The organism is Enterobacter sp. Acro-832 (assembly GCF_011752745.1).
GTDB classification, from domain to species: domain Bacteria; phylum Pseudomonadota; class Gammaproteobacteria; order Enterobacterales; family Enterobacteriaceae; genus Enterobacter; species Enterobacter quasiroggenkampii.
The window spans coordinates 392,773-418,479 of the sequence record NZ_VWWX01000003.1; the positions used below are offsets into that span (position 1 = coordinate 392,773).

General features: G+C 56.8%; 22 protein-coding genes and 1 other RNA gene. 17 read left to right on the forward strand and 6 right to left on the reverse strand.

The annotated features are described in order from the left end of the window. Positions 1-27: 27 nt before the first annotated feature. Positions 28-1,296: an OprD family outer membrane porin gene (locus tag F3J31_RS13330; protein ID WP_032653315.1), complete on the reverse strand. Its 1,269-nt coding sequence runs from the start codon at positions 1,294-1,296 to the stop codon at positions 28-30. Positions 1,297-1,505: 209 nt separating this feature from the next. Continuing rightward, positions 1,506-2,264 carry a M48 family metallopeptidase gene (locus F3J31_RS13335; RefSeq protein WP_021242066.1) on the reverse strand — a complete coding sequence of 253 codons (759 nt, stop codon included), beginning with the start codon at positions 2,262-2,264 and terminating at the stop codon, positions 1,506-1,508. A 272-nt stretch (positions 2,265-2,536) separates the two neighbouring features. On the opposite strand from F3J31_RS13335, the gene tkt reads away from it, so the two are divergent. From tkt to F3J31_RS13370, 7 genes are all read left to right on the forward strand, one after another. Further along, positions 2,537-4,528, forward strand: a complete 1,992-nt coding sequence (gene tkt, locus F3J31_RS13340; RefSeq protein ID WP_045909923.1) for a transketolase — start codon at positions 2,537-2,539, stop codon at positions 4,526-4,528. Between the two features lie 325 nt (positions 4,529-4,853). Then, on the forward strand, positions 4,854-5,873 hold the full coding sequence (gene epd / locus F3J31_RS13345) for an erythrose-4-phosphate dehydrogenase (RefSeq protein ID WP_039265486.1): 1,020 nt from the start codon (positions 4,854-4,856) through the stop codon (positions 5,871-5,873). A 49-nt stretch (positions 5,874-5,922) separates the two neighbouring features. Beyond that, a complete protein-coding gene (gene pgk / locus F3J31_RS13350; RefSeq protein ID WP_008499732.1) occupies positions 5,923-7,086 on the forward strand; it encodes a phosphoglycerate kinase in 1,164 nt (387 codons plus the stop codon). A 92-nt stretch (positions 7,087-7,178) separates the two neighbouring features. Further along, a complete protein-coding gene (gene fbaA / locus F3J31_RS13355) occupies positions 7,179-8,258 on the forward strand; it encodes a class II fructose-bisphosphate aldolase (RefSeq protein WP_008499731.1) in 1,080 nt (359 codons plus the stop codon). 186 nt (positions 8,259-8,444) lie between these two features. After that, positions 8,445-9,299, forward strand: a complete 855-nt coding sequence (locus F3J31_RS13360; RefSeq protein WP_039265487.1) for a small-conductance mechanosensitive channel MscS — start codon at positions 8,445-8,447, stop codon at positions 9,297-9,299. 145 nt (positions 9,300-9,444) lie between these two features. Next, complete coding sequence (gene argO, locus F3J31_RS13365; RefSeq protein ID WP_021242063.1) at positions 9,445-10,080, forward strand: arginine exporter ArgO; 636 nt, start codon at positions 9,445-9,447, stop codon at positions 10,078-10,080. A gap of 91 nt (positions 10,081-10,171) precedes the next feature. Then, the gene (locus F3J31_RS13370) at positions 10,172-10,903 is read left to right on the forward strand and encodes an oxidative stress defense protein (RefSeq protein WP_167213583.1); all 732 of its coding nucleotides are present in this window, start codon (positions 10,172-10,174) and stop codon (positions 10,901-10,903) included. Positions 10,904-10,946: 43 nt separating this feature from the next. Here the strand turns inward: F3J31_RS13370 and argP are convergent, their stop codons facing one another. Further along, complete coding sequence (gene argP / locus F3J31_RS13375; RefSeq protein WP_008499727.1) at positions 10,947-11,840, reverse strand: DNA-binding transcriptional regulator ArgP; 894 nt, start codon at positions 11,838-11,840, stop codon at positions 10,947-10,949. Between the two features lie 127 nt (positions 11,841-11,967). On the opposite strand from argP, the gene rpiA reads away from it, so the two are divergent. Together rpiA and serA are read left to right on the forward strand one after the other, a co-directional pair. Beyond that, positions 11,968-12,627: a ribose-5-phosphate isomerase RpiA gene (rpiA, locus tag F3J31_RS13380; RefSeq protein ID WP_014885151.1), complete on the forward strand. Its 660-nt coding sequence runs from the start codon at positions 11,968-11,970 to the stop codon at positions 12,625-12,627. A gap of 266 nt (positions 12,628-12,893) precedes the next feature. Next, on the forward strand, positions 12,894-14,126 hold the full coding sequence (serA, locus tag F3J31_RS13385) for a phosphoglycerate dehydrogenase (RefSeq protein WP_021242062.1): 1,233 nt from the start codon (positions 12,894-12,896) through the stop codon (positions 14,124-14,126). 154 nt (positions 14,127-14,280) lie between these two features. Here the strand turns inward: serA and F3J31_RS13390 are convergent, their stop codons facing one another. From F3J31_RS13390 to zapA, 3 genes are all read right to left on the reverse strand, one after another. Further along, positions 14,281-14,877: a 5-formyltetrahydrofolate cyclo-ligase gene (locus tag F3J31_RS13390; protein ID WP_167213586.1), complete on the reverse strand. Its 597-nt coding sequence runs from the start codon at positions 14,875-14,877 to the stop codon at positions 14,281-14,283. 24 nt (positions 14,878-14,901) lie between these two features. Further along, a non-coding RNA gene (gene ssrS / locus F3J31_RS13395) (6S RNA) lies at positions 14,902-15,085 on the reverse strand. A gap of 41 nt (positions 15,086-15,126) precedes the next feature. Further along, positions 15,127-15,456, reverse strand: a complete 330-nt coding sequence (gene zapA, locus F3J31_RS13400; RefSeq protein WP_006811891.1) for a cell division protein ZapA — start codon at positions 15,454-15,456, stop codon at positions 15,127-15,129. A 168-nt stretch (positions 15,457-15,624) separates the two neighbouring features. Here zapA and F3J31_RS13405 point away from each other — a divergent pair, with 168 nt between their 5' ends. From F3J31_RS13405 to F3J31_RS13440, 8 genes are all read left to right on the forward strand, one after another. Further along, positions 15,625-16,203, forward strand: coding sequence for a YecA family protein (locus F3J31_RS13405; protein ID WP_024906571.1), 579 nt, complete (start codon positions 15,625-15,627; stop codon positions 16,201-16,203). A gap of 31 nt (positions 16,204-16,234) precedes the next feature. Continuing rightward, positions 16,235-17,548 carry a Xaa-Pro aminopeptidase gene (gene pepP / locus F3J31_RS13410; protein WP_086374948.1) on the forward strand — a complete coding sequence of 438 codons (1,314 nt, stop codon included), beginning with the start codon at positions 16,235-16,237 and terminating at the stop codon, positions 17,546-17,548. After that, complete coding sequence (ubiH, locus tag F3J31_RS13415) at positions 17,545-18,723, forward strand: 2-octaprenyl-6-methoxyphenyl hydroxylase (RefSeq protein WP_048224774.1); 1,179 nt, start codon at positions 17,545-17,547, stop codon at positions 18,721-18,723. The genes pepP and ubiH overlap by 4 nt, the downstream gene beginning before the upstream one ends. 12 nt (positions 18,724-18,735) lie before the next feature. Then, the gene (gene ubiI / locus F3J31_RS13420; RefSeq protein ID WP_048029109.1) at positions 18,736-19,938 is read left to right on the forward strand and encodes an FAD-dependent 2-octaprenylphenol hydroxylase; all 1,203 of its coding nucleotides are present in this window, start codon (positions 18,736-18,738) and stop codon (positions 19,936-19,938) included. Positions 19,939-20,335: 397 nt separating this feature from the next. Further along, positions 20,336-21,430 (forward strand): glycine cleavage system aminomethyltransferase GcvT, encoded by a 1,095-nt coding sequence (gene gcvT / locus F3J31_RS13425; RefSeq protein WP_045910150.1) that lies wholly within the window; start codon positions 20,336-20,338, stop codon positions 21,428-21,430. Between the two features lie 23 nt (positions 21,431-21,453). Then, entirely contained in the window at positions 21,454-21,843 is a 390-nt protein-coding gene (gene gcvH / locus F3J31_RS13430; protein ID WP_008499718.1) for a glycine cleavage system protein GcvH, read from the forward strand. A 127-nt stretch (positions 21,844-21,970) separates the two neighbouring features. After that, positions 21,971-24,844, forward strand: a complete 2,874-nt coding sequence (gcvP, locus tag F3J31_RS13435) for an aminomethyl-transferring glycine dehydrogenase (protein ID WP_048029111.1) — start codon at positions 21,971-21,973, stop codon at positions 24,842-24,844. A gap of 70 nt (positions 24,845-24,914) precedes the next feature. Next, the gene (locus F3J31_RS13440; protein ID WP_167213589.1) at positions 24,915-25,658 is read left to right on the forward strand and encodes an SDR family oxidoreductase; all 744 of its coding nucleotides are present in this window, start codon (positions 24,915-24,917) and stop codon (positions 25,656-25,658) included. Positions 25,659-25,707 lie beyond the last annotated feature (49 nt).

Genomic DNA, 25,707 nt, shown 5'->3' on the forward strand with positions numbered 1-25,707 from the left:
TCTCCCTGGAGAGGTTTTTTATTGCCTTTAGAACACGTTAAACGGGTATTCCACGTAAGCGCGGATCTCGTCCCCGCCCACGTTATAGTCGCTGGCGTTGCTGGAGACGCGCAGCACGGAATAGCGCAGTTTCAGTTTCAGATCCTTCGCCGGGCCATCCTGCACCTGGTACTGGATCTGGTTAAACCACTCGTGCTCTTTGCCGTTGCTGGTTTCCGCGGTTTTGATGTTGTCCCCGCGCACGTAGGCGGTGGTCCAGCTCAGACCCGGCAGGCCAAGGCCGCCAAAGTCCAGACCGTAAGATGCCTGCCAGGAACGTTCATCTTCGCCGTTAAAATCAGACCAGTAGGAGTTTGCCAGCCAGATGGTGTTACCGCCATCACCCACGCCGCCCTGGTCGCGGTAGCCGCCGTAGTTGTAGCCGGTGCTGCCGCTGCTCTGCTGGTACGCCACTTTGAACGTGTGAATATCCCAGATGTAGCTCGCCGCCAGGCTCCAGATAGCGTTGCTGCGGCCCGTATCGAGGCTGTCCGCGTAACTCTGGTCGAGACGGGAGTTATAGCCGTTGAAGTCGAGCACCAGCTGCTGCCCGGTGCTGAACGGCTGTTTGAAGTTCAGGCCCAGATACTGCTTGTTCATCACCTCTTCATTGTGAGAGGCGTAAAACGCGCCGCTGAACTGATCGTTAAACTGGTAGCTCGCGCCGCCGAAGGAGAGGCTCTTCAGCCCGCTGTCGTGGCGGTCGTCACTTTTACGTTGCTCGTCGGTGAAATAACCGGCGTTGATTTCCAGACCGTCGATCTCTTTTGAGGTCAGCATGGTGCCGGTGTAGCTTTCAAAGAGCAGGCGAGAGCTGTCGGCATTGACGATGGGCAGCTCAGGACGCTGATTCCCGTAGCTCAGTACGGTATTCGAGATGCGCATTTTGGCGGTTGCGCCAAACTTTGCCAGATCGGATTTTGCCCGGCCGTCGTCTTCCTGCTTAAAGAAGTCGATGCCGCCTGCGCCGCTCTTGCCGCGACCGCCGTCCAGGCGCACGCCGTATTGAGCAATGCCGTCCACACCAAAGCCCACCAGCCCTTCGGTATAGCCGGATGCAAACGTGGCGATGATCCCCTGACCCCATTCTGCTTTGTCCTGCTGGCCCTGATGATAATCACGGCTGATATACGCATTGCGTAAAAACAGGTCCAGATGGCTGTCGTCAATAAAACCCTGGCTGTCGGATTGCTGGCTTGCAGCGGCAGGTAATGCGGAAAATAAACTTAAAGCAATTAATGATAATTCTTTTTTCACGGAGGGAACGTCTCTGTCTGGATATATTAATTGAATAACTGCAGGGGTGATAATTACCGGAAAAAGTGACCTTTGCAATAATTATGTGACCAGACATTTCAATGTAACAGGGCAGATTTGGCGGGGCTTTCAGAGGTGTTATCGATACGTGCTGTTAAGTTAACAATTCATGCGAAATAAAAAGGAGGCAAAACTGCCTCCTTCTGAAATTATTTAATTCCGTCTGCGGCCATACGGTCGCGAATATGCTGTGCGCGCTCTTCTGAGGCAGGGTGATCGTCAAACATTGAGCTTTGACGTCCTGCTTCCAGTTTGGCCAGTTTTTCAAAGCTGGTGGCTAAACCGGATGGATTAATGCCGCGTTTGCGCAACAGATCGTAGGAGTAGTCATCCGCTTCGGACTCCTGACGCTGGGAGAACTGGGAGTTCACCAGTTTTTCACCCACGTCGCCAAGCTGTGACTGGGACAGGCTGCCAACGATACCGCCTGCTGAGGCCGCCGCTGCGCGGATGGCATTGGTGCCTAAGGCAACCTGCATCCCTTTCTTCACGTGGCCCAGCGCAACGTGGCCCATTTCATGGCCGATGACGGCTTCCACTTCGTTGTCGGTCATCATATCCATGAGGCCGCTGTAAACGCGGATACAGCCGTTCGCCATCGCGAAGGCGTTGACGTCTTTCGCCATGTAAACCTTGTAGTTCACCGGCTGGCCGTTGATGTTATCGCCCAGCGCGGAAGCAATCTTATTCAGACGCTGCGTGTAGGTACTGTTAGCCGGCGCAAGCGTGGCTTTTCCGTCCATATCTTTACAGGCCTGGTCGCTCAGCGCTTTTACCTGCGCATCGCTCAGGGAATAGGCCTGAAAGGCCTCTGCGCCTGAGGTCATCAGGCCGTTAGAATCCATATTCTGACAGCCGCTCAGCAGGAGCGTTGTACCCAGGGCCAGCACTATTGCACGCATTTTCATGAGGTTGCTTCCGTACTCGTTAATCTGAATAAAATCCGAAAAGTGCACCGTCAGCGAAGCCGGTGTCGGGCTAAGTATAAGGAATATCTACAGGGCCGGGCGAGCAGATTGCGCAACATGCGAGCATGATCCAGAGATTTCTTAAGCTGCAAAAGAATGGTCCATGTACATGGCATGCCGCTTGGGTTACATTGTTGGCACTTTTTTCCGGCGTAGCCCAAAACGCGCTGTCGTCAAGGGCATGGCCTTTAACAGTCCGATCTGGAGTTAAAATGTCCTCACGTAAAGAGCTTGCTAATGCTATTCGTGCGCTGAGCATGGACGCAGTACAGAAAGCCAAATCCGGCCACCCAGGGGCCCCTATGGGTATGGCTGATATCGCCGAAGTCCTGTGGCGCGATTTCCTGAACCACAACCCGCAGAACCCGTCATGGGCTGACCGCGACCGTTTCGTACTGTCTAACGGCCACGGCTCTATGCTGATCTATAGCCTGCTGCACCTCACCGGCTACGATCTGCCTATCGAAGAGCTGAAAAACTTCCGTCAGCTGCACTCCAAAACTCCAGGTCACCCGGAAGTGGGCTACACCGCTGGCGTAGAAACCACCACCGGCCCGCTGGGTCAGGGTATTGCTAACGCTGTGGGTATGGCGATCGCTGAGAAGACCCTGGCGGCGCAGTTCAACCGTCCTGGCCACGACATCGTTGACCACTTCACCTACGCGTTCATGGGCGACGGCTGCATGATGGAAGGCATTTCTCACGAAGTGTGCTCCCTGGCAGGTACCCTCAAGCTGGGTAAACTGGTTGCGTTCTATGACGACAACGGTATCTCCATCGACGGTCACGTTGAAGGCTGGTTCACTGACGACACCGCTGCACGTTTCGAAGCCTACGGCTGGCACGTTGTGCGTGGCGTTGATGGTCACGATGCTGACTCGATTAAACGTGCAGTAGAAGAAGCGCGCGCTGTGACGGACAAACCGTCCCTGCTGATGTGCAAAACCATCATCGGCTTCGGTTCTCCGAACAAAGCGGGTACGCACGACTCCCACGGCGCGCCGCTGGGCGACGCGGAAATCGCACTGACCCGCGAAGCGCTGGGCTGGAAATACCCTGCATTCGAAATCCCATCTGAGATCTATGCTCAGTGGGATGCAAAAGAAGTAGGCCAGGCGAAAGAAGCGGCGTGGAACGAGAAGTTCGCGGCTTACGCGAAAGCCTTCCCACAGGAAGCGGCTGAATTCACCCGTCGTATGAAAGGTGACATGCCGTCTGACTTCGACGCGAAAGCGAACGAGTTCATCGCTAAGCTGCAGGCGAACCCGTCTAAAATCGCGAGCCGTAAAGCGTCTCAGAATGCCATTGAAGCGTTTGGTCCTCTGTTGCCGGAATTCCTCGGCGGCTCCGCTGACCTGGCGCCATCTAACCTGACCCTGTGGTCCGGTTCTAAGCCAATCAACGAAGACACTGCCGGTAACTACATCCATTACGGTGTACGTGAATTCGGTATGACTGCGATTGCCAACGGTATCTCCCTGCACGGTGGTTTCCTGCCGTACACCTCTACCTTCCTGATGTTCGTCGAATATGCGCGTAACGCCGTGCGTATGGCGGCGCTGATGAAACAGCGTCAGGTGATGGTTTACACCCACGACTCCATCGGTCTGGGCGAAGACGGTCCAACTCACCAGCCGGTAGAGCAGGTGGCTTCCCTGCGCGTGACCCCGAACATGAGCACATGGCGTCCGTGTGACCAGGTGGAATCCGCGGTAGCGTGGAAATACGGCGTTGAGCGTCAGGACGGTCCTACCGCGCTGATCCTCTCCCGTCAGAACCTGGCACAGCAGGAGCGTACGCCAGAGCAGCTGGCGAACATCGCTCGCGGTGGCTACGTGCTGAAAGATTGCGCGGGCCAGCCAGAGCTGATCTTCATCGCTACCGGTTCTGAAGTTGAGCTGGCTGTTGCCGCATGGGAAAAACTGACTGCCGAAGGCGTGAAGGCGCGCGTGGTCTCCATGCCGTCTACCGACGCGTTCGACAAGCAGGATGCCGCTTACCGTGAATCCGTACTGCCTAAAGCGGTTTCCGCTCGCGTGGCAGTGGAAGCGGGTATCGCTGACTACTGGTTCAAATACGTGGGCCTGAACGGCGCTATCGTCGGCATGACCACCTTCGGTGAGTCTGCTCCGGCAGAGCAGCTGTTCGAAGAGTTCGGCTTCACCGTTGAGAACGTTGTCGCGAAAGCGAAAGAACTGCTGTAATCGCCGTTTTGCCCGGTGGCGCTACGCTTACCGGGTCTACAAATGGCTCGAAAGTAGGCCGGGTAAGCGCTAGCGCGCCACCCGGCTTTTTTTGCGTCATTATTCCACCGAAAATGTGACGCAAGTCATATAGCTCGCTTATTCATCTGGACAGACATTCCTTTTATTCCCCGATTCGCTTATTCTTGCTGAAGCGTTTCAGTCGATTAAATGTTCGACAATTGACCAATCAATCGCAGTTTGTGACAGCAAGGATTCCCCTTCGGGCGTAGCTGGATTACTCTTTCAGCCACCTCACACTCAGGGATTGCTTTGCAGGAGATCTATGACCGTACGCGTAGCGATTAATGGCTTCGGTCGCATCGGGCGTAATGTGGTTCGTGCTTTGTATGAATCCGGACGTCGGGCGGAAATAACCGTGGTGGCAATCAATGAACTGGCGGATGCTGCGGGCATGGCGCATTTATTGAAGTATGACACCAGCCACGGACGCTTTGCCTGGGACGTGCGCCAGGAAAGAGATCAGCTTTTTGTGGGTGATGACGCGATTCGTGTGCTGCATGAGAACAGCATCTCCGGGCTACCCTGGCGTGAACTGGGTGTGGATGTCGTACTTGACTGTACCGGTGTGTATGGCAATCGCGAACATGGCGAAGCGCATCTGACAGCCGGCGCGAAAAAAGTTCTGTTTTCTCATCCCGGCAGTAACGACCTCGACGCGACCGTCGTGTTTGGCGTCAACCAGCATGAGCTGCGGGCCGAACACCGCATTGTTTCCAACGCCTCCTGTACCACCAACTGCATTATTCCGGTCATCAAACTGTTAGACGATGCGTATGGCATTGAGTCCGGCACCGTGACCACGATTCACTCCGCCATGCACGATCAGCAGGTCATTGACGCTTACCACCCGGATTTACGGCGCACGCGTGCAGCGAGCCAGTCAATCATTCCGGTGGATACGAAACTGGCGGCAGGGATCACCCGAATTTTTCCGCAGTTCAATGACCGTTTTGAAGCGATTGCCGTGCGCGTCCCAACGATCAACGTCACCGCAATCGACCTTAGCGTAACGGTGAAAAAACCGGTAAAAGCCTGTGAAGTCAACCTGTTGCTGCAAAAAGCGGCACAGGGGGCATTTCATGGTATAGTTGACTATACGGAATTACCGTTGGTCTCAGTAGATTTTAACCACGACCCGCACAGCGCCATCGTCGATGGCACGCAAACGAGGGTCAGTGGCGCACACCTTATCAAGACGCTGGTCTGGTGTGATAACGAATGGGGCTTTGCTAACCGAATGCTCGACACCACGTTAGCAATGGCTGCTCAAGGTTTCAGGTAAGACGCATCGTGCGTCTGCAAAACTTTAAGAATCAACGAGAGGATTCACCATGTCTGTAATTAAGATGACCGATCTGGATCTGGCTGGTAAACGCGTTTTCATCCGTGCCGATCTGAACGTACCGGTTAAAGATGGCAAAGTGACCAGCGACGCGCGTATCCGTGCATCTCTGCCAACCATCGAGCTGGCTCTGAAGCAGGGCGCGAAAGTGATGGTCACCTCCCACCTGGGTCGTCCAACTGAAGGCGAGTACAACGAAGAGTTCTCTCTGCTGCCAGTGGTTAATTACCTGAAAGACAAACTGTCCAACCCGGTTCGCCTGGTGAAAGATTACCTGGATGGCGTTGACGTAGCAGCCGGTGAACTGGTTGTTCTGGAAAACGTTCGCTTCAACAAAGGCGAGAAGAAAGACGACGAAACCCTTTCCAAAAAATACGCTGCACTGTGCGACGTGTTCGTGATGGATGCCTTCGGTACGGCGCACCGTGCTCAGGCGTCTACCCACGGTATCGGTAAATTCGCAGACGTAGCGTGTGCCGGTCCTCTGCTGGCTGACGAACTGGAAGCGCTGGGTAAAGCACTGAAAGAACCTGCTCGTCCAATGGTCGCTATCGTTGGTGGTTCTAAAGTTTCCACCAAACTGACCGTTCTGGATTCCTTGTCTAAAATCGCTGACCAGCTGATCGTTGGTGGTGGTATCGCGAACACCTTCGTTGCCGCTCAGGGCCACAACGTGGGTAAATCCCTGTACGAAGCAGACCTGGTTGACGAAGCCAAACGCCTGCTGGGTACCTGTGATATCCCGGTTCCAACTGACGTTCGCGTCGCGACCGAGTTCTCCGAAACCGCAACCGCGACTCTGAAGTCTGTCAACGACATCAAAGACGAAGAGCAGATTCTGGATCTGGGCGACGTTTCTGCACAGAAACTGGCTGAAATCCTCAAAAACGCAAAAACTATCCTGTGGAACGGTCCGGTTGGCGTGTTCGAATTCCCGAACTTCCGCAAAGGGACTGAAATCGTTGCTAACGCTATCGCAGACAGCGAAGCGTTCTCTATCGCAGGCGGTGGTGACACCCTGGCAGCAATCGACCTGTTCGGTATCGCTGACAAAATCTCCTACATCTCCACTGGTGGCGGCGCATTCCTCGAATTCGTGGAAGGCAAAGTACTGCCAGCAGTAGCAATGCTCGAAGAGCGCGCTAAGAAGTAAGCCATTCAAGGGCAGGGAAACCTGCCCAATTTTCAGCGCGCTTTTAAGAGCTCGCACCTTTTCTAACGGCCGAAGATACAGGACTAAGCAACATGTCTAAAATTTTTGATTTCGTAAAACCTGGCGTTATCACTGGTGATGACGTACAGAAAGTGTTCCAGGTAGCTAAAGAAAACAACTTCGCTCTGCCAGCAGTTAACTGCGTGGGTACCGACTCCATCAACGCCGTACTGGAAACCGCTGCAAAAGTTAAAGCACCGGTTATCGTTCAGTTCTCTAACGGTGGCGCTGCGTTCATCGCAGGTAAAGGCGTGAAAACTGACATTCCTCAGGGTGCTGCAATCCTGGGCGCTATCTCTGGTGCGCACCACGTTCACCAGATGGCTGAGCACTACGGTGTTCCAGTTATCCTGCACACTGACCACTGCGCGAAGAAACTGCTGCCGTGGATCGACGGTCTGCTGGACGCGGGTGAAAAACACTTCGCGGCAACCGGTAAGCCACTGTTCTCTTCTCACATGATCGACCTGTCTGAAGAGTCACTGCACGAAAACATCGAAATCTGCTCTAAGTACCTGGCGCGCATGGCCAAAATGGACATGACCCTGGAAATCGAACTGGGTTGCACCGGCGGTGAAGAAGACGGCGTGGACAACAGCCACATGGACGCTTCTGCACTGTACACCCAGCCAGAAGACGTTGATTACGCTTACACCGAGCTGAGCAAAATCAGCCCACGCTTCACCATCGCAGCGTCCTTCGGTAACGTACACGGCGTTTACAAACCAGGTAACGTGGTTCTGACCCCAACCATCCTGCGTGATTCTCAGGAATACGTTTCCAAGAAACACAACCTGCCGCACAACAGCCTGAACTTCGTCTTCCACGGCGGTTCCGGTTCTTCTGCTCAGGAAATCAAAGACTCCGTAAGCTACGGCGTTGTGAAAATGAACATCGATACCGACACCCAGTGGGCAACCTGGGACGGTATCCTGCAGTACTACAAAGCGAACGAAGCTTACCTGCAGGGCCAACTGGGCAACCCGAAAGGCGAAGACCAGCCGAACAAGAAATACTACGATCCACGCGTATGGCTGCGCGCAGCGCAGACGTCCATGGTGACCCGTCTGGAGCAGGCTTTCAAAGAACTGAACGCGATCGACGTTCTGTAATTTGAGCTGCTAGCAGCATCAGAAGGCCCGCAAATGCGGGCCTTTTTTTATGCTTTTTCAATACCCTGCCAGACCTGCTTTTGTGATCTGTTTGGCAAAACCGGTGCTTTTTGTTTACCCTTTACAGACCTGCCTGTCTCCATGGGGGATGGATTTTGTGTTTTGGTTTAACAAAAGGAAGAATAAATGGAACAACTCGATGTTGTAGACAGCATCAATAACGCCGGTAACTGGCTGGTGCGCAACCAGGCCCTGCTGCTGAGCTATGCCGTGAACATCGTCGCGGCGATTGCCATCATCATCGTCGGGATGATCGTGGCGCGTATTGTCTCGAATACGGTTAACCGCGTGATGCTGGCCCGTCACATTGATGCCACGGTGGCTGACTTCCTCTCCGCACTGGTGCGTTACGGCATTATCGCCTTTACGCTGATTGCCGCGCTGGGCCGTGTTGGGGTGCAAACCGCCTCCGTCATCGCCGTTCTCGGTGCCGCCGGTCTGGCTATTGGTCTGGCGCTGCAGGGCTCGCTTTCAAACCTGGCGGCAGGCGTTCTGCTGGTGACCTTCCGTCCGTTCCGCTCCGGCGAGTACGTTGACCTTGGCGGCATTGCCGGAACCGTGCTGCAGGTACAAATTTTCTCAACGACCATGCGCACCGTCGATGGCCGCATCGTGGTCGTGCCGAACGGGAAAATTATCGCGGGCAACATCATTAACTTCTCCCGTGAGCCGGTGCGTCGTAACGAACTGATTATCAGCGTGGCATACGACTCCGACATCGATCAGGTGAAGTCGCTGATTACCAACATCATTGCTTCAGACGATCGTATCCTGAAAGACAAAGAGCAGACGGTTCGCCTGAATGAACTTGGCGCTTCCTCCATTAACTTTGTGGTGCGTATCTGGAGCAAAAGCAGCGATCTGCAAAACGTGTACTGGGACGTGCTGGAACGCATTAAGCGCGACTTCGACGCCAACGGCATTAGCTTCCCGTACCCGCAGATGGACGTAAACGTCAAAAAAGTCAAAGAAGCAGAATAACGTCACCCGTAGGCCCGGTAAGCGCTAGCGCCACCGGGCTTTACTTTCATAAGCTCCGCTAATACCCAATTAATATTATCCATTTCCTCTTATGTGATTCGCGCAGTATAGTCGGCTTCCAGAACAACACTGCGAGAAAATCGTCATGCTATCTTATTATTTTCAAGGGCTTGCCTTAGGTGCAGCCATGATCCTTCCGCTCGGGCCGCAAAATGCGTTCGTGATGAATCAGGGCATTCGCCGCCAGTACCATCTGATGATTGCCCTGCTGTGCGCGGTAAGCGATTTACTGCTGATCTGCGCCGGGATTTTTGGCGGCAGCGCGCTGCTGATGCAGTCTCCGTGGCTGCTGGCGCTGGTCACCTGGGGCGGCGTGGCGTTTCTGCTCTGGTACGGCTTCGGCGCGCTGAAAACGGCGATGAGCAGCAACCTCGAACTGGCGAGCGCGGAGGTCATGAAGCAGGGCCGCTGGAAGATTATCGTCACCATGCTGGCGGTGACCTGGCTAAACCCTCATGTCTATCTCGACACCTTCGTCGTGCTGGGCAGCCTGGGCGGTCAACTGGACGTTGAACCGAAACGCTGGTTTGCGCTCGGCACGGTCAGCGCCTCTTTCCTGTGGTTCTTCGGTCTCGCCATTCTGGCGGCATGGCTGGCTCCTCGTCTGCGTACGGCCAAAGCCCAGCGCATCATTAATACCCTGGTCGGCCTGGTGATGTGGTTTATCGCTTTCCAGCTGGCGAAAGAGGGGATTCATCATGTCCAGGAATTGTTCAACTAATCCTTGTCTTATGGACAACTGAATAAGACCCGCTAAGCTTGCTGGCATGCGCCCTGTTATTGGGCACTCTTCGCAACATGGAGGAATAACAGTGAAGTTTAAGGTGATGGCCCTGGCGGCATTAGTAAGTTTCGGTGCGGTGTCGGTGCAGGCAAACGAATTGCCGGATGGCCCGCACATCGTCACGTCAGGCACCGCAAGCGTGGACGCGGTACCCGATGTTGCAACCCTGGCAATTGAGGTGAATGTGGCGGCGAAAGATGCGGCGACGGCCAAGAAGCAGGCTGACGATCGCGTTGCGCAATACCTCTCTTTCCTCGAGCAGAACGGTGTCGGTAAAAAAGATATCAACTCTGCGAACCTGCGTACTCAACCCGATTACGACTACCAGAATGGCAAAAGCATCCTGAAAGGCTACCGTGCCGTGCGTACCGTTGAAGTGACCGTGCGTCAGCTGGATAAGCTTAACTCGCTGCTGGACGGTGCGCTGAAGGCGGGCCTGAACGAGATCCGTTCCGTGTCGCTGGGCGTTGCGCAACCGGAGAAATACAAAGACGAAGCGCGTAAAGCGGCGATCGATGATGCTATTCACCAGGCGGAACAGCTGGCTTCTGGCTTTAAGAGCAAGCTCGGTCCGGTTTACAGCGTGCGTTACCACGTCTCTAACTACCAGCCAAGCCCGATGGTTCGTATGATGAAGGCTGATGCAGCCCCGGTATCCGCTCAGGAAACTTACGAGCAGCCAACCATTCAGTTCGACGATCAGGTGGATGTGGTCTTCCAGCTGGAACCCGTTGCAGCACAGCCGAAACCGGCTCAGTAATCTGTAGGCCGGGTAAGGCGTAGCCGCCACCCGGCTTTTCTTTTTAATCCTGTCTCAATACCTTATGCCCGTAGGCCAGCAGCGCGTCGGTGACGTTGCGCATCATCCGGCTTTCCGGCGCAAAACGGTGCCAGTAGAGCATCCGGCGCTGATACAGCCCCGGCGTCAGGTCAATCAGCTCACCGCTTTTCAACTCTTTCTCAATCTGCAGGTGCGGGATCATGCAGCAGGTCGTGCCCTGGCGCGCAAGCTGCACGAAGGCTTCAGACGAGTTAACGATATGACACGGCACGCTGCCCGGCGGCAGGTCGAAGTTTTGCTGCAGGAACGCCTGATGCATATCGTCCAGATGGTCGAACGCCACGGCAGGAGCTTTCAGCAGCGCAGCGCGGGTGACGCCGTTCGGGAAGTAGCGCTCGGCAAAGGCTTTTGAACCCACAAACAGGTAATCCAGGGCGCCTAACTGATCGACAAGACAGCTTGGCAGCGCCTGAGGCTGGATACTGACCGCCCCAACTACCTCACCGCGACGCAGGCGCTCCTGGGTGCGGGTTTCGTCTTCAACCTGCAAATTCAGGCGGATAGGGGAGTCCGCGAGAACCGGCGCAAGGGCCGGCAGCAGCCAGGTTGCCAGACTGTCGGCGTTGACCGCCAGAGAGAGCAGCAGCGGCGTAGAGCCCGTTTGCTCGTCACCCAGCCACTCGTCTTCCAGCAGTTCAACCTGGCGCAGCAGGGCGAGGAGCTTTTGTCCTTGCTCGGTTGGACGTGGCGGTACGGTACGTACCAGCAGCGGCTGGCCGAACATATTTTCAAGCTGTTTGATACGCTGAGAGACGGCGGACTGCGTGATGCAAAGCTTTTGCGCCGCGCGCTCAAAACCTCGTTCACGAATAACTGCATCAAGTGCCTGTAGTGTTCTGTAGTCCGGACGTTTCATTGCTCTGGCTGGCTCCTTAATTTTGCTTATTCTGCACTATGACACAATTTTCCCTTTGTGGCAGACGAATTCCATTCGACGTGTTCTATAATGCGCCCTGAGTTTTCACACCACAGGCAAAACGATCATGACGCAGGATGAACTGAAAAAAGCAGTAGGATGGGCCGCTCTCCAGTACGTACAGCCGGGTACCATTGTCGGTGTCGGTACGGGATCAACCGCGGCACACTTTATCGATGCGCTGGGCACGATGAAGGGGCAGATCGAGGGCGCGGTTTCCAGCTCTGATGCTTCCACGGAAAAGCTGAAAAGCCTCGGCATTACCGTTTTCGATCTCAACGAAGTGGATCGTCTGGGGATTTACGTTGATGGTGCGGATGAAATCAACGGCCACATGCAGATGATCAAAGGCGGCGGCGCGGCGCTGACGCGTGAAAAAATCATCGCCTCCGTTGCGGACAAGTTTATCTGCATCGCGGACGCCTCCAAGCAGGTGGACATTCTGGGGAATTTCCCGCTGCCGGTTGAAGTGATCCCGATGGCCCGCAGCGCGGTTGCCCGTCAGCTGGTGAAGCTGGGCGGTCGCCCGGAATATCGTCAGGGCGTAGTGACCGACAACGGTAACGTGATCCTCGACGTTCACGGTCTGGAAATTCTCGACGCGATTGCGCTGGAAAATGCCATCAACGCCATTCCTGGCGTCGTGACCGTAGGGCTATTCGCCAACCGTGGCGCGGATGTGGCGCTGATCGGCACCGCTGACGGCGTGAAAACCATCGTAAAATGATCTGACGGGGGGAGTCCTCCCCCCGCTAAAAAATTTTTGATACGCTAAATTCGGTGACTTGTGTCACGTTTTTATGCCTCTTTTGCCGATCCTTCCGCGTTTGTAAATTTCCATAGCATTTTCCTCTGCCATTTAGCGCTGTATGACTTTCCTTCAGCGTGCCGACGCAAACGTTCATATTGCTGCAATAGTTTTTTTTGATATGTTGGCTACAGCGGATTTATATCCAGCACAACATCAGTTCAGACAAAAACAGGGTCGGGTAAATGGCAAAGGTATCACTGGAGAAAGACAAGATTAAATTCCTGCTGGTCGAGGGCGTGCATCAAAAAGCAATCGATAGCCTTCGTGCGGCAGGTTACACCAACATCGAATTTCACAAAGGCGCGCTCGATACCGAAGAGCTGAAAGCGTCCATCCGTGATGCCCACTTCATTGGCCTGCGATCCCGTACTCACCTGACTGAAGATGTGATTGCCGCGGCGGAAAAGCTGGTGGCTATCGGCTGCTTCTGCATCGGTACCAACCAGGTTGACCTGAATGCTGCCGCGAAACGCGGTATTCCTGTCTTCAACGCCCCATTCTCCAACACCCGTTCCGTGGCGGAGCTGGTCATTGGCGAACTGCTGCTGCTTCTGCGCGGCATTCCGGAGGCTAACGCCAAAGCACACCGCGGCGTCTGGAACAAACTGGCTGCGGGTTCCTACGAAGCCCGTGGAAAAAAACTGGGTATCATCGGCTATGGCCACATCGGTACCCAGCTGGGGATTCTGGCGGAATCTCTCGGTATGCATGTCTATTTTTACGATATCGAAAGCAAGCTGCCGCTGGGCAATGCCACCCAGGTTCAACACCTGTCTGACCTGCTGAACATGAGTGACGTGGTGAGCCTGCACGTGCCGGAAAATGCGTCCACCAAAAACATGATGGGTGCAGAAGAGCTGGCGCTGATGAAGCCGGGCTCATTGCTGATTAACGCCGCGCGCGGCACGGTTGTCGATATCCCTGCGCTGTGCGATGCGCTGAAGCGTAAGCACCTGGCGGGCGCCGCCATCGACGTCTTCCCGACGGAGCCTGCGACCAACAGCGATCCGTTTACCTCTCCGCTGTGCGAGTTCGACAACGTGATCCTGACGCCACACATCGGCGGGTCTACGCAGGAAGCGCAGGAGAATATCGGTCTTGAAGTGGCGGGTAAGCTGAGTAAATACTCCGACAACGGTTCTACGCTCTCTGCGGTGAACTTCCCGGAAGTGTCGCTGCCGCTGCACGGTGGCCGTCGTCTGCTGCACATCCACGAAAACCGTCCAGGCGTGCTGACCGCGATTAACCAGATCTTTGCCGAGCAGGGCGTTAACATTGCCGCGCAGTATCTGCAGACCAACTCGCAGATGGGCTATGTGGTTATTGATATCGAAGCGGATGACGATGTGGCCGAGAAAGCGCTGCTGAGCATGAAGGCCATTCCGGGGACGATTCGCGCGCGTCTGCTGTACTGATGGTGCGGTCTGTGGTGTCGGGTGGCGGCTGCGCCTTACCCGACCTACAACGGTCGTGCGGTCTGTGTGTCGGGTGACGCTTACGCTTACCCGACCTACAATGTTCGAGGATTTATGTAGGCCGGGTAAGGCGTAGCCGCCACCCGGCTTTATTCTACCAGGTCCAGGTTTTACTGGGCGTCACCACCGCCGGTAACGGCACATCCCATTTTTCTACCGGCAACGCCTCCACGCCCTGGCAATCATGCGCGTAGCCCACCGGCTGCAATCCATACTGCTGCCAGTTTTGCAGCGTCCGGTCGTAAAAACCACCGCCCATTCCCAGGCGCTGTCCCTGCTCATCAAACGCGACCAGCGGCGTAATCAGTACATCCAGCTGTGGCAGCGGGAGCACGTCGCGCACGTCGAGTTTCGGTTCAGTGATTTTCAGACGATTCACCACCAGCTCGCTGTGCGGGTGATAGTGCAAAAACAGCAGATTGCCTTCACTGAACGGGTGCAGCACCGGTAGGTATACCTTCTTCCCGGCGCGCCAGAGCTGCTCTATCAGCGGTTGGGTGTCCAGCTCGCCGTCAAACGACAGAAACAGGGCAACCGTGCGCGCCATCACGACAGGGGGATACGCCATCATACGGGCGGCGGCCTGCTGGGCAAAATGCGCTTGCTGAACGGGGGTTAACGCACGACGGCGTTGACGAATGAGCTGACGAATGTCCTGGCGTGAAGCCGAAACTTCAGGGAATTGAGTCATGGTAGTCGGTAGAAGAAAAGAGAGGGAATCTCCGAGATGCCGCCGCAGGCTGTAACCCTTGAACCCTTGGTTCAAGGTGAATGTGTCGTCATAGTTTTAAGGCTTCTCGGACGGACCGAGCATGCTCACCAACCATGGAGCGCCACATTCTTGTGGTATGAAATATCGGCTCAGGGGACTGGCCCGCTTGCGAACATCTCAGAGAAATTTTGTCTTCACAGTTACTCTACCATAGTCAACTGAGAAGTGTTATTCAAACTTGGGTCCCGGTCTTTCGGGATTGCGACCTTGATCAAGCAATGCCTGTTCTATGGTCTGCTGGAGCATTTTAATGCGCTGCTCCATGCTTGCCGCGTAGTCGCGGGTCTTCGCTTTTTCCTGAGTCAGTTCATAGCTGATGTTCAACGCGGCGATGAAAACCAGCTGCTCAGTATTTGTGACTCTAGTGCGTTCTTTTAGATCTTGCAACCGCTGATTCAAATCGTCCGCAGCCTGATTCAAAGCATCCCTTTGTTCAGGCGGACAATTCACTCGCAGTGAACGGCCAAAAATCTGGAGATCGACGGGTTGTGCAGACATGCCACCTTCCTGCTGATTGACTGCGCTGCCTTCGCCTGATGCCCCGGGGGCTGCGAAGGGGCGACACTATAGCTACCCTGATGTGAAGATACAAGCCCTTTTCTGGTATCACCAGGGTCCAAAGTGGTAGCATATCATGAAACTTCCCCCCAATGATGACGAATGCGCATGTCTATACAGAACGAAATGCCTGGTTACAAGGATTTAAACCAGTTACTGAACCAGCAGGGAGTCGGTTTAACCCCTGCCGAAATGCACGGTCTGATCAGTGGCATGCTGTGCGGCGGAAACAGCGACAGCTCATGGCAGCCGCTGATCCACGACCTCACGAATGAAGGGCTGGCGTTTGGTCACGAGCTGGCGGAAGCGCTGCGTAAAATGCATGCCGCCATCAGTGATTCGCTGGAAGACGATGGCTTCCTTTTTCAGCTTTATCTGCCTGAAGGCGACGACGTCAGCGTGTTCGATCGCGCCGATGCACTGGCGGGGTGGGTAAATCACTATCTGCTGGGTCTGGGCGTCACGCAGCCTAAACTGGATAAAGTCACCGGCGAAGCGGGTGAAGCGATCGACGATCTGCGCAACATCGCCCAGCTTGGCTACGATGAAGACGAAGACCAGGAAGAGCTGGAAATGTCTCTCGAAGAGATCATCGAGTACGTGCGCGTGGCGGCACTGCTGTGCCACGACAACTTTACGCGCTCACAGCCGACTGCGCCGGAAGTCCGCAAGCCAACCTTACATTAAGAAAAATAACGCACAGGAGGGTGTCATGGTTATCTCGAGTCAAGAGTATTCGCGCCGCCGTCAGGCGCTGCTGGCAAAAATGCAGCCGGGCAGCGCCGCGCTGATTTTTGCCGCGCCTGAAGTGACGCGCAGCGCCGACAGCGAATATCCCTATCGCCAGAGCAGCGACTTCTGGTACTTCACCGGCTTTAACGAGCCGGAAGCGGTACTGGTGTTGATTAAGAGCGATGACACCCACAACCACAGCGTGATTTTCAACCGCGTGCGCGATCTGACGGCCGAAATCTGGTTTGGTCGCCGCTTAGGGCAAGAGGCCGCACCGGAAAAGCTGGGCGTCGACCGTGCGCTGGCGTTTAGCGAAATCAACCAGCAGCTCTACCAGCTGCTTAACGGCCTCGACGTGCTCTATCACGCGCAGGGCGAATATGCTTACGCCGATGAGATTGTCTTCACCGCGCTGGATAAGCTGCGCAAAGGCTCGCGGCAGAACCTGTCCGCACCGGCCACGCTGACGGACTGGCGTCCGGTGGTGCATGAGATGCGCCTGTTCAAGTCTGAAGAAGAGCTGAACGTGATGCGCCGCGCGGGCGAAATCAGCGCGCTGGCGCATACCCGCGCGATGGAGAAATGCCGTCCCGGGATGTTCGAATACCAGCTGGAAGGCGAAATTCACCACGAATTTAACCGCCACGGCGCGCGCTATCCCTCCTACAACACCATTGTTGGCGGCGGGGAAAACGGCTGCATTCTGCACTACACCGAAAACGAAAGCGCGCTGCGCGATGGCGATCTGGTGCTGATTGACGCCGGTTGCGAATATCAGGGCTATGCGGGGGACATCACCCGGACCTTCCCGGTGAACGGTAAATTCTCGCCGGCACAGCGCGCGATTTACGACATTGTTCTCGAATCCCTTGAGACGGCGCTCAGGCTGTATCGTCCAGGTACCTCCATCCAGGAAGTGACCGGCGAAGTGGTGCGCATCATGATTACCGGTCTGGTCAGGCTCGGTATCCTGAAAGGGGACGTAGATACCCTGATTGCTGAAAATGCGCATCGACCGTACTTTATGCACGGCCTGAGCCACTGGCTGGGGCTGGACGTGCATGACGTTGGCGCCTACGGCACCGACCGTTCCCGCGTGCTGGAGCCGGGCATGGTGTTAACCGTGGAGCCGGGTCTGTATATCGCGCCGGATGCCGACGTGCCTGAAGCGTACCGCGGGATTGGTATTCGTATTGAAGATGACATCGTGATTACCGAGACCGGTAACGAAAACCTGACCGCCAGCGTCGTGAAAAACGCTGACGATATCGAGGCGCTGATGGCAGCGGCGCGCGCATGAGCGTGATTATCGTTGGCGGCGGCATGACCGGGGCCACGCTGGCGCTGGCCATTTCGCATTTGACGCAGGGGCAGCTTCCGGTGCACCTGGTGGAAGCCGTTGCGCCAGAGGCGTCCAACCACCCCGGTTTTGATGCCCGCGCCATTGCGCTGGCGCAGGGTACCTGCCAGCAGCTTTCCCGCATTGGGATCTGGCAGGCAATTGCCGACCGTGCTACGGCGATCGGGACCGTTCACGTCAGCGATCGCGGCCATGCGGGCTTTGTCACGCTGGACGCGCAGGATTACCGGATTGATGCCCTGGGTCAGGTTGTTGAGCTACACGACGTCGGATTGCGTCTGTTCCGCCTGCTCCAGGACGCGCCGGGCGTCACGCTGCATTGCCCCGCGCGCGTGGCCAGCGTGAGCCGAAGTGAAGCGTCGGTCAGCGTGACGCTGGAAAGCGGCACCGTCCTTGAAGGCCAGCTTCTGGTCGCTGCGGACGGTTCGCGCTCCTCGCTCGGCACCCAGTGCGGCGTGGAGTGGCGCCAGCAGCCTTACGGCCAGGTGGCGGTCATTGCGAACGTCGCTACCGCAGCTGACCACAACGGCAGGGCGTTTGAGCGCTTTACGCAGCATGGCCCACTGGCGATGCTGCCGATGTCGGACGGGCGCTGTTCCCTGGTCTGGTGCCATCCGCAGGATAAGGCTGAAGAGGTGAAGGCCTGGTCCGACGAACGTTTTTGTACCGAGCTGCAGAAAGCCTTTGGCTGGCGGCTGGGGCGTATTACCCATGCCGGCAAGCGGACGGTCTATCCGCTTTCGCTGACCACGGCATCTCAGTCCATCTCCCATCGTCTGGCGCTTGTCGGTAACGCTGCACAGACGCTGCACCCCATCGCGGGGCAAGGCTTTAACCTTGGCTTACGCGACGTCATGAGCCTGGCCGAATCACTGGCGCAGGCATGGGGCGAGCAAAAAGACTGCGGGGCGTATTCGGTGCTGAGTCATTACCAGAAGCGCCGTCAGGCGGATAAAGAGGCCACCATCGGTGTGACCGATGGCCTGGTCCATCTTTTTGCCAATCGCTGGGCACCGCTGGTTGCGGGCCGCAATCTCGGGCTGATGGCGATGGAACTATTCATTCCGGCACGTGACGTGCTGGCGCAGCGGACCCTGGGTTGGGTTGCGCGTTAAGGAGTTATCACCGTGCAAAATGTTGATGTCGCCATCGTTGGCGGCGGAATGGTCGGACTGGCATTGGCCTGTGGATTACAGGGCAGCGGCCTGCGCGTGGCGGTACTGGAGCAAAAACAGCCCCAGCCCGTTGCCCCGGATGCGCCGCCGGAACTCCGCGTCTCGGCCATTAATGCGGCCAGCGAAAAGCTGCTGACGCACCTTGGCGTCTGGTCAGATATTGTGGCGAACCGCGCCAGTTGCTATCACGGCATGGAGGTGTGGGATAAAGACAGCTTTGGCCATATTGCTTTTGATGATGAAAGCATGGGCTATAGCCATCTGGGCCACATCGTTGAAAACGCGGTGATCCACCACGCGCTGTGGCAGAAAGCACAGCAGTGCAGCGACGTGACGCTGATTGCGCCTGCGCAGATCCAGCAGGTGGCGTGGGGCGAAAACGAGGCGTTTATCACCCTGCAGAGCGGCGACATGCTGACCGCGCGCCTGGTGGTCGGTGCTGACGGTGCCAACTCCTGGCTGCGTAATAAAGCCGATATCCCCCTGACCTTCTGGGACTATCGTCATCACGCTCTGGTCGCGACGATCCGCACCGAAGAGCCGCACGGCGGCGTGGCGCGCCAGATTTTCCACAACGACGGCATACTGGCGTTCCTGCCGCTTGCCGATCCGCACCTGTGCTCGATTGTCTGGTCCCTGGTGCCGGACAAAGCCCGGCAGATGCATGAGGCGACGCCGGAGGCCTTTAACCAGGCGCTGTGCGTGGCCTTTGATAACCGCCTTGGCTTGTGCACGCTTGAGAGCGAGCGTCAGGTGTTCCCGTTAACCGGCCGCTACGCGCGTCAGTTTGCGGCGCACCGTCTGGCGCTGGTGGGGGATGCGGCGCATACCATTCATCCGCTGGCCGGGCAGGGCGTTAACCTTGGCTTTATGGACGCGGCGGAGCTGGTCGAGGAGCTGCGTCGCCTGCATCGCGAAGGAAAAGACATCGGCCAGCATCTCTACCTGCGTCGCTACGAGCGCAGCCGCAAGCACAGTGCGGCTATGATGCTGGCTGGGATGCAGGGCTTCCGCGAGCTGTTTGCCGGGGCAAATCCGGCGAAAAAACTGCTGCGCGATATCGGACTCAAGCTTGCAGACACCCTTCCGGGCGTTAAACCTCAACTCCTCCGTCAGGCGATGGGTCTTAACGATCTCCCTGACTGGCTGCGTTAACTTAGATCCCCGTCACACTTTATTTTCCCGGCCTCTGCGCCGGGGAAATCCCCTCGTTTGAAATATTCTAATTTCACGTCATTTTTCGCATTAGATAATCTAATGTCGCATTTTTCTCGTTACGGAAATTCGGCCCGATTTTCCGCACGAAATATCACCATGTGCTAAATCCTGTTAGATCATTGTTAATTTTGTGCGGGGTTAATCGCATTTTTCCAGTGAATAACTCTGTAGGCTTTTTAGCGATTTTTGGTCATAAGCTAATGTGATGACCCATTTTGCCTTATGGTTAACCGCCGGTTTCGGTGGTAAGTTCAGGTAAAAGAGAACGTTTGCGTCGGTGCCCGAACGCGGGGCCGATACCGGGTTTCACGGTGAATTTTTCAACGAGGACAAGATGGCTCAACAGACTCCTTTGTACGAACAACACGTGTTATGCGGCGCTCGCATGGTGGACTTCCATGGCTGGATGATGCCGCTGCACTACGGCTCGCAGATTGATGAGCACCACGCGGTGCGCACCGATGCCGGTATGTTCGACGTGTCCCACATGACAATTGTCGATCTGCGCGGTAGCCGCACCCGGGAGTTTTTGCGTTATCTGCTGGCAAACGACGTCGCCAAACTGAAGACGCCGGGTAAAGCGCTCTATACCGGCATGCTGAATGCCTCGGGCGGCGTGATTGATGACCTTATCGTCTATTACTTCACTGAAGATTTCTTCCGCCTCGTTGTAAACTCCGCCACCCGCGAAAAAGACCTCTCCTGGATCACCCAACACGCCGAACCTTATGCCATCGACATCACCGTCCGTGACGATCTGTCGCTGATCGCCGTGCAGGGACCAAACGCGCAGGCGAAAGCCGCCTCTCTGTTTAACGACGAGCAGCGCAACGCCACCGCTGGCATGAAGCCGTTCTTTGGCGTGCAGGCGGGCGATCTGTTTATCGCCACCACCGGCTACACCGGTGAAGCGGGCTACGAAATTGCGATGCCAAACGAGAAGGCCGCTGATTTCTGGCGTGCGCTGGTAGAAGCGGGCGTGAAGCCTGCGGGTCTGGGCGCGCGCGATACGCTGCGTCTGGAAGCGGGCATGAACCTCTACGGTCAGGAGATGGACGAAGGTGTCTCTCCACTGGCTGCCAACATGGGCTGGACCATCGCGTGGGAACCGGCTGACCGTGACTTTATTGGCCGTGAAGCGCTGGAGATGCAGCGCGAGAAGGGCACTGAACAACTGGTGGGCCTGGTGATGACCGAGAAGGGTGTGCTGCGCGGCGAACTGCCGGTGCGCTTTACCGATGCTGACGGCAATCCTCGCGAAGGCGTGATCACCAGCGGAACCTTCTCTCCGACGCTGGGCTACAGTATTGCACTGGCACGCGTGCCGGCGGGGATTGGCGAAACGGCGGTGGTGCAAATCCGCAACCGCGAAATGCCGGTCAACGTGACCAAACCGATTTTTGTTCGCGCCGGTAAGCCGGTCGCCTAATCATTTTTATCAGGAGAACTTCAATGAGCAATGTGCCAGCAGAACTGAAATACAGCAAAGAACACGAGTGGCTGCGCAAAGAGGCGGACGGCACTTACACCGTAGGGATCACCGAGCACGCGCAAGAGCTGCTGGGCGACATGGTGTTTGTTGACCTGCCTGACGTGGGCACGACCGTGAGCGCGGGCGACGACTGCGCCGTGGCGGAGTCCGTAAAAGCAGCATCCGATATCTACGCGCCGGTAAGTGGTGAAATTGTTGCCGTCAACGACGCGCTGAGCGATTCGCCAGAACTGGTCAACAGCGAGCCTTATGAAGGCGGCTGGATCTTCAAGATCAAAGCCAGCGACGAATCCCAGGTTGCCGCGCTGCTGGATGCGACCGCATACGAAGCACTACTGGAAGACGAATAACGTTGTGCCGGATGGCGCTGCGCTTATCCGGCCTGGAGATCAACGTAGGCCCGGTAAGCGTTAGCGCCACCGGGCAACAGCGTTACAGATAACTACGATTCACTGCACGTTTCAGGAACCATCGCTCATGACACAGACTTTAAGCCAGCTTGAAAACCGTGGCGCCTTCATCGAACGTCACATTGGGCCGGATGCTCAGCAACAGCAGGAGATGCTAAAGACAGTTGGCGCGGATTCATTAAACGCACTGATCGGCCAGATTGTGCCAAAAGACATCCAGCTTGCCACGCCGCCTCAGGTGGGGGAAGCCACTACGGAATTCGCCGCGCTGGCGGAGCTGAAGGCCATCGCCGGCCTGAACAAGCGCTATAAGTCTTACATTGGCATGGGCTACACCAACGTGCAGTTGCCGCCGGTGATCCTGCGCAACATGCTGGAAAACCCGGGCTGGTACACCGCCTATACGCCGTATCAGCCAGAAGTCTCCCAGGGCCGTCTGGAAGCGCTGCTGAACTTCCAGCAGGTGACGCTGGACCTGACCGGCATGGATATCGCCTCCGCTTCTCTGCTGGATGAAGCGACAGCTGCCGCCGAAGCGATGGCGATGGCTAAGCGCGTGAGCAAGCTGAAAAACGCTAACCGCTTCTTCGTGGCGGCGGACGTGCATCCTCAGACGCTGGACGTGGTGCGCACCCGTGCGGAAACCTTCGGATTTGACGTGATTGTCGACGACGCTGACAAAGTGCTGGATCATCAGGACGTCTTTGGCGTGCTGCTGCAGCAGGTGGGCACCACCGGTGAAGTTCACGACTACGGCGCGCTGATTGCCGAGCTGAAATCCCGCAAGGTGGTTGTGAGCGTTGCCGCCGATTTTATGGCGCTGGTGCTGCTGACGGCGCCGGGCAAACAGGGCGCGGATATCGTATTCGGCTCAGCACAGCGCTTCGGCGTACCGATGGGCTACGGCGGCCCGCACGCGGCGTTCTTCGGCGCGAAAGATGAATTCAAACGTTCCATGCCTGGCCGTATTATCGGCGTCTCCAAAGATGCTGCCGGTAATACCGCGCTGCGCATGGCGATGCAGACCCGCGAGCAGCATATCCGCCGCGAGAAAGCGAACTCCAACATCTGTACCTCACAGGTGCTGCTGGCTAACATCGCCAGCCTGTACGCCGTGTTCCACGGCCCGGCTGGTCTGAAACGCATTGCCAGCCGCATTCACCGCCTGGCCGATATCCTGGCCTGCGGCCTGCAGCAAAAAGGTCTTAAGCTGCGCCATGCCCACTACTTCGACACCCTGTGCGTGGACGTGGCGGACAAGGCCGCCGTGCTGGCCCGCGCGGACGCGGCAAAGATCAACCTGCGCAGCGACATCCACAACGCCGTCGGCATTACGCTGGATGAAAGCACCACCCGCGACGATATCCTGAACCTGTTCAGCGTGCTGCTGGGTGACGCGCACGGTCTGGACATTGATGCGCTCGACAAAGAAGTTGCGCTCGACAGCCGCTCCATTCAGGACAGCATGCTGCGTAACGACGCCATCCTGACGCACCCGGTCTTTAATCGCTACCACAGCGAAACCGAGATGATGCGTTACATGCACTCTCTGGAGCGCAAGGATCTGGCGCTGAACCAGGCGATGATCCCGCTGGGATCCTGCACCATGAAGCTGAATGCCGCGGCAGAGATGATCCCGATCACCTGGCCTGAATTCTCCGAGCTGCACCCGTTCTGCCCGCCGGAGCAGGCGGAAGGTTATCACGTGATGATCAACCAGCTTTCCGACTGGCTGGTGAAGCTGACCGGCTACGACGCGCTCTGCATGCAGCCGAACTCCGGCGCGCAGGGTGAATATGCGGGCCTGCTGGCAATCCGTCACTATCACGAAAGCCGTAACGAAGGCCATCGCGATATCTGCCTGATCCCAAGCTCCGCCCACGGCACCAACCCGGCCTCTGCCCAGATGGCGGGCATGGAAGTGGTGGTTGTGGCGTGCGATAAAAACGGCAACATCGACCTGGCTGACCTGCGCGCGAAAGCCGAGCAGGCGGGCGACAGACTCTCCTGCATCATGGTGACCTATCCGTCCACCCACGGCGTGTACGAAGAGACCATCCGTGAAGTGTGCGACGTGGTGCACCAGTTCGGCGGTCAGGTATACCTCGACGGCGCAAACATGAACGCGCAGGTGGGCATTACCTCGCCGGGCTTTATCGGTGCGGACGTATCGCACCTCAACCTGCACAAAACCTTCTGTATTCCGCACGGCGGTGGCGGCCCGGGCATGGGGCCTATCGGCGTGAAAGCGCACCTGGCGCCGTTTGTGCCGGGCCACAGCGTGGTTCAGATTGAAGGCATGCTGACCCGTCAGGGCGCGGTTTCTGCGGCACCGTTCGGTAGCGCCTCTATCCTGCCAATCAGCTGGATGTATATCCGCATGATGGGCGCGGAAGGGCTGAAGCAGGCGAGCCAGGTGGCCATTCTGAACGCCAACTATATTGCGACGCGCCTGAAGTCTGCCTTCCCGGTGCTCTATACCGGCCGCGACGGTCGCGTGGCGCACGAGTGCATCCTCGATATTCGTCCGCTGAAAGAGCAGACCGGCATTAGCGAGCTGGACATTGCCAAGCGTCTGATCGACTACGGCTTCCACGCGCCTACCATGTCGTTCCCGGTTGCGGGCACGCTGATGGTGGAGCCAACGGAGTCCGAAAGCAAAGCCGAACTGGACCGCTTTATCGACGCGATGCTGGCCATCCGCATGGAGATCGACCGCGTACAGGACGGTGAGTGGACGCTGGAAGATAACCCGCTGGTTAACGCCCCGCACACCCAGCACGAGATGGTGGCGGAGTGGAACCACGGTTATTCCCGCGAGCTGGCGGTCTTCCCGGCAGGTGTGGCGAACAAGTACTGGCCGACCGTGAAGCGTCTCGATGACGTCTACGGCGACCGTAATCTGTTCTGCTCCTGCGTGCCGATGAGCGAATACCAGTAACATTGCTGCTGTAGTAACGTAGGCCGGGTAAGGCGAAGCCGCCACCCGGCTTTTTTATTGGGAGAAGATAATGGCAATTGCACTGGTCACCGGCGCCAGCCGCGGCATCGGGAAAGCCACCGCGCTGCAGCTGGCTCGCGAAGGCTACACCGTGGCGGTGAACTATCATCACAACATTAACGCCGCGCAGGACGTCATCAGGCAGATTGTGGATGCGGGTGGTCAAGCCTTTGCTGTACGTGCAGACATCAGCGATGAAGCTCAGGTGCTGGCGATGTTTGAAAGCCTCGATCGTGAAGGCGAGCCGCTGAGCGCGCTGGTCAATAATGCGGGGATCCTGTTTGAGCAATCCACCATCGAGAATCTTTCGGCCGAGCGCATTAACCGTGTCCTGGCGACCAACGTCACGGGCTACTTCCTCTGTTGCCGGGAAGCGGTAAAACGCATGTCCTTCAAACATGGCGGCAAGGGCGGGGCGATAGTAAATGTCTCTTCCGCGGCGTCCCGTCTGGGCGCGCCGGGTGAATATGTGGATTACGCTGCGTCCAAGGGGGCGGTGGATTCGCTGACAACGGGTTTATCGCTGGAGGTCGCAGCGCAGGGCATTCGCGTTAACTGCGTCCGTCCGGGTCTGATCTATACCGATATCCATGCTTCCGGCGGAGAGCCGGGGCGAGTGGATCGCGTAAAATCGTTACTGCCGATGCAGCGCGGCGGCCAGCCGGAAGAGGTCGCCCAGGCGATTGTCTGGCTGCTGAGCGAAAAGGCGTCGTACGTAACGGGGAGTTTTATAGAGCTGGCGGGCGGGAAATAAGCCGGGTGGCGACCCGGCCTATTATGTGTGTAGGCCCGGTAAGCGCAGC

Coding starts and splice junctions, on each gene's coding strand:
- F3J31_RS13335 (WP_021242066.1), bottom strand. CDS start 2,264: ATGAAAATGCGTGCAATAGTGCTGGCCCTGGGTACAACGCTCCTGCTG.
- tkt (WP_045909923.1), top strand. CDS start 2,537: ATGTCCTCACGTAAAGAGCTTGCTAATGCTATTCGTGCGCTGAGCATG.
- epd (WP_039265486.1), top strand. CDS start 4,854: ATGACCGTACGCGTAGCGATTAATGGCTTCGGTCGCATCGGGCGTAAT.
- pgk (WP_008499732.1), top strand. CDS start 5,923: ATGTCTGTAATTAAGATGACCGATCTGGATCTGGCTGGTAAACGCGTT.
- fbaA (WP_008499731.1), top strand. CDS start 7,179: ATGTCTAAAATTTTTGATTTCGTAAAACCTGGCGTTATCACTGGTGAT.
- F3J31_RS13360 (WP_039265487.1), top strand. CDS start 8,445: ATGGAACAACTCGATGTTGTAGACAGCATCAATAACGCCGGTAACTGG.
- argO (WP_021242063.1), top strand. CDS start 9,445: ATGCTATCTTATTATTTTCAAGGGCTTGCCTTAGGTGCAGCCATGATC.
- argP (WP_008499727.1), bottom strand. CDS start 11,840: ATGAAACGTCCGGACTACAGAACACTACAGGCACTTGATGCAGTTATT.
- rpiA (WP_014885151.1), top strand. CDS start 11,968: ATGACGCAGGATGAACTGAAAAAAGCAGTAGGATGGGCCGCTCTCCAG.
- serA (WP_021242062.1), top strand. CDS start 12,894: ATGGCAAAGGTATCACTGGAGAAAGACAAGATTAAATTCCTGCTGGTC.
- F3J31_RS13390 (WP_167213586.1), bottom strand. CDS start 14,877: ATGACTCAATTCCCTGAAGTTTCGGCTTCACGCCAGGACATTCGTCAG.
- zapA (WP_006811891.1), bottom strand. CDS start 15,456: ATGTCTGCACAACCCGTCGATCTCCAGATTTTTGGCCGTTCACTGCGA.
- F3J31_RS13405 (WP_024906571.1), top strand. CDS start 15,625: ATGTCTATACAGAACGAAATGCCTGGTTACAAGGATTTAAACCAGTTA.
- ubiH (WP_048224774.1), top strand. CDS start 17,545: ATGAGCGTGATTATCGTTGGCGGCGGCATGACCGGGGCCACGCTGGCG.
- gcvT (WP_045910150.1), top strand. CDS start 20,336: ATGGCTCAACAGACTCCTTTGTACGAACAACACGTGTTATGCGGCGCT.
- gcvH (WP_008499718.1), top strand. CDS start 21,454: ATGAGCAATGTGCCAGCAGAACTGAAATACAGCAAAGAACACGAGTGG.
- gcvP (WP_048029111.1), top strand. CDS start 21,971: ATGACACAGACTTTAAGCCAGCTTGAAAACCGTGGCGCCTTCATCGAA.
- F3J31_RS13440 (WP_167213589.1), top strand. CDS start 24,915: ATGGCAATTGCACTGGTCACCGGCGCCAGCCGCGGCATCGGGAAAGCC.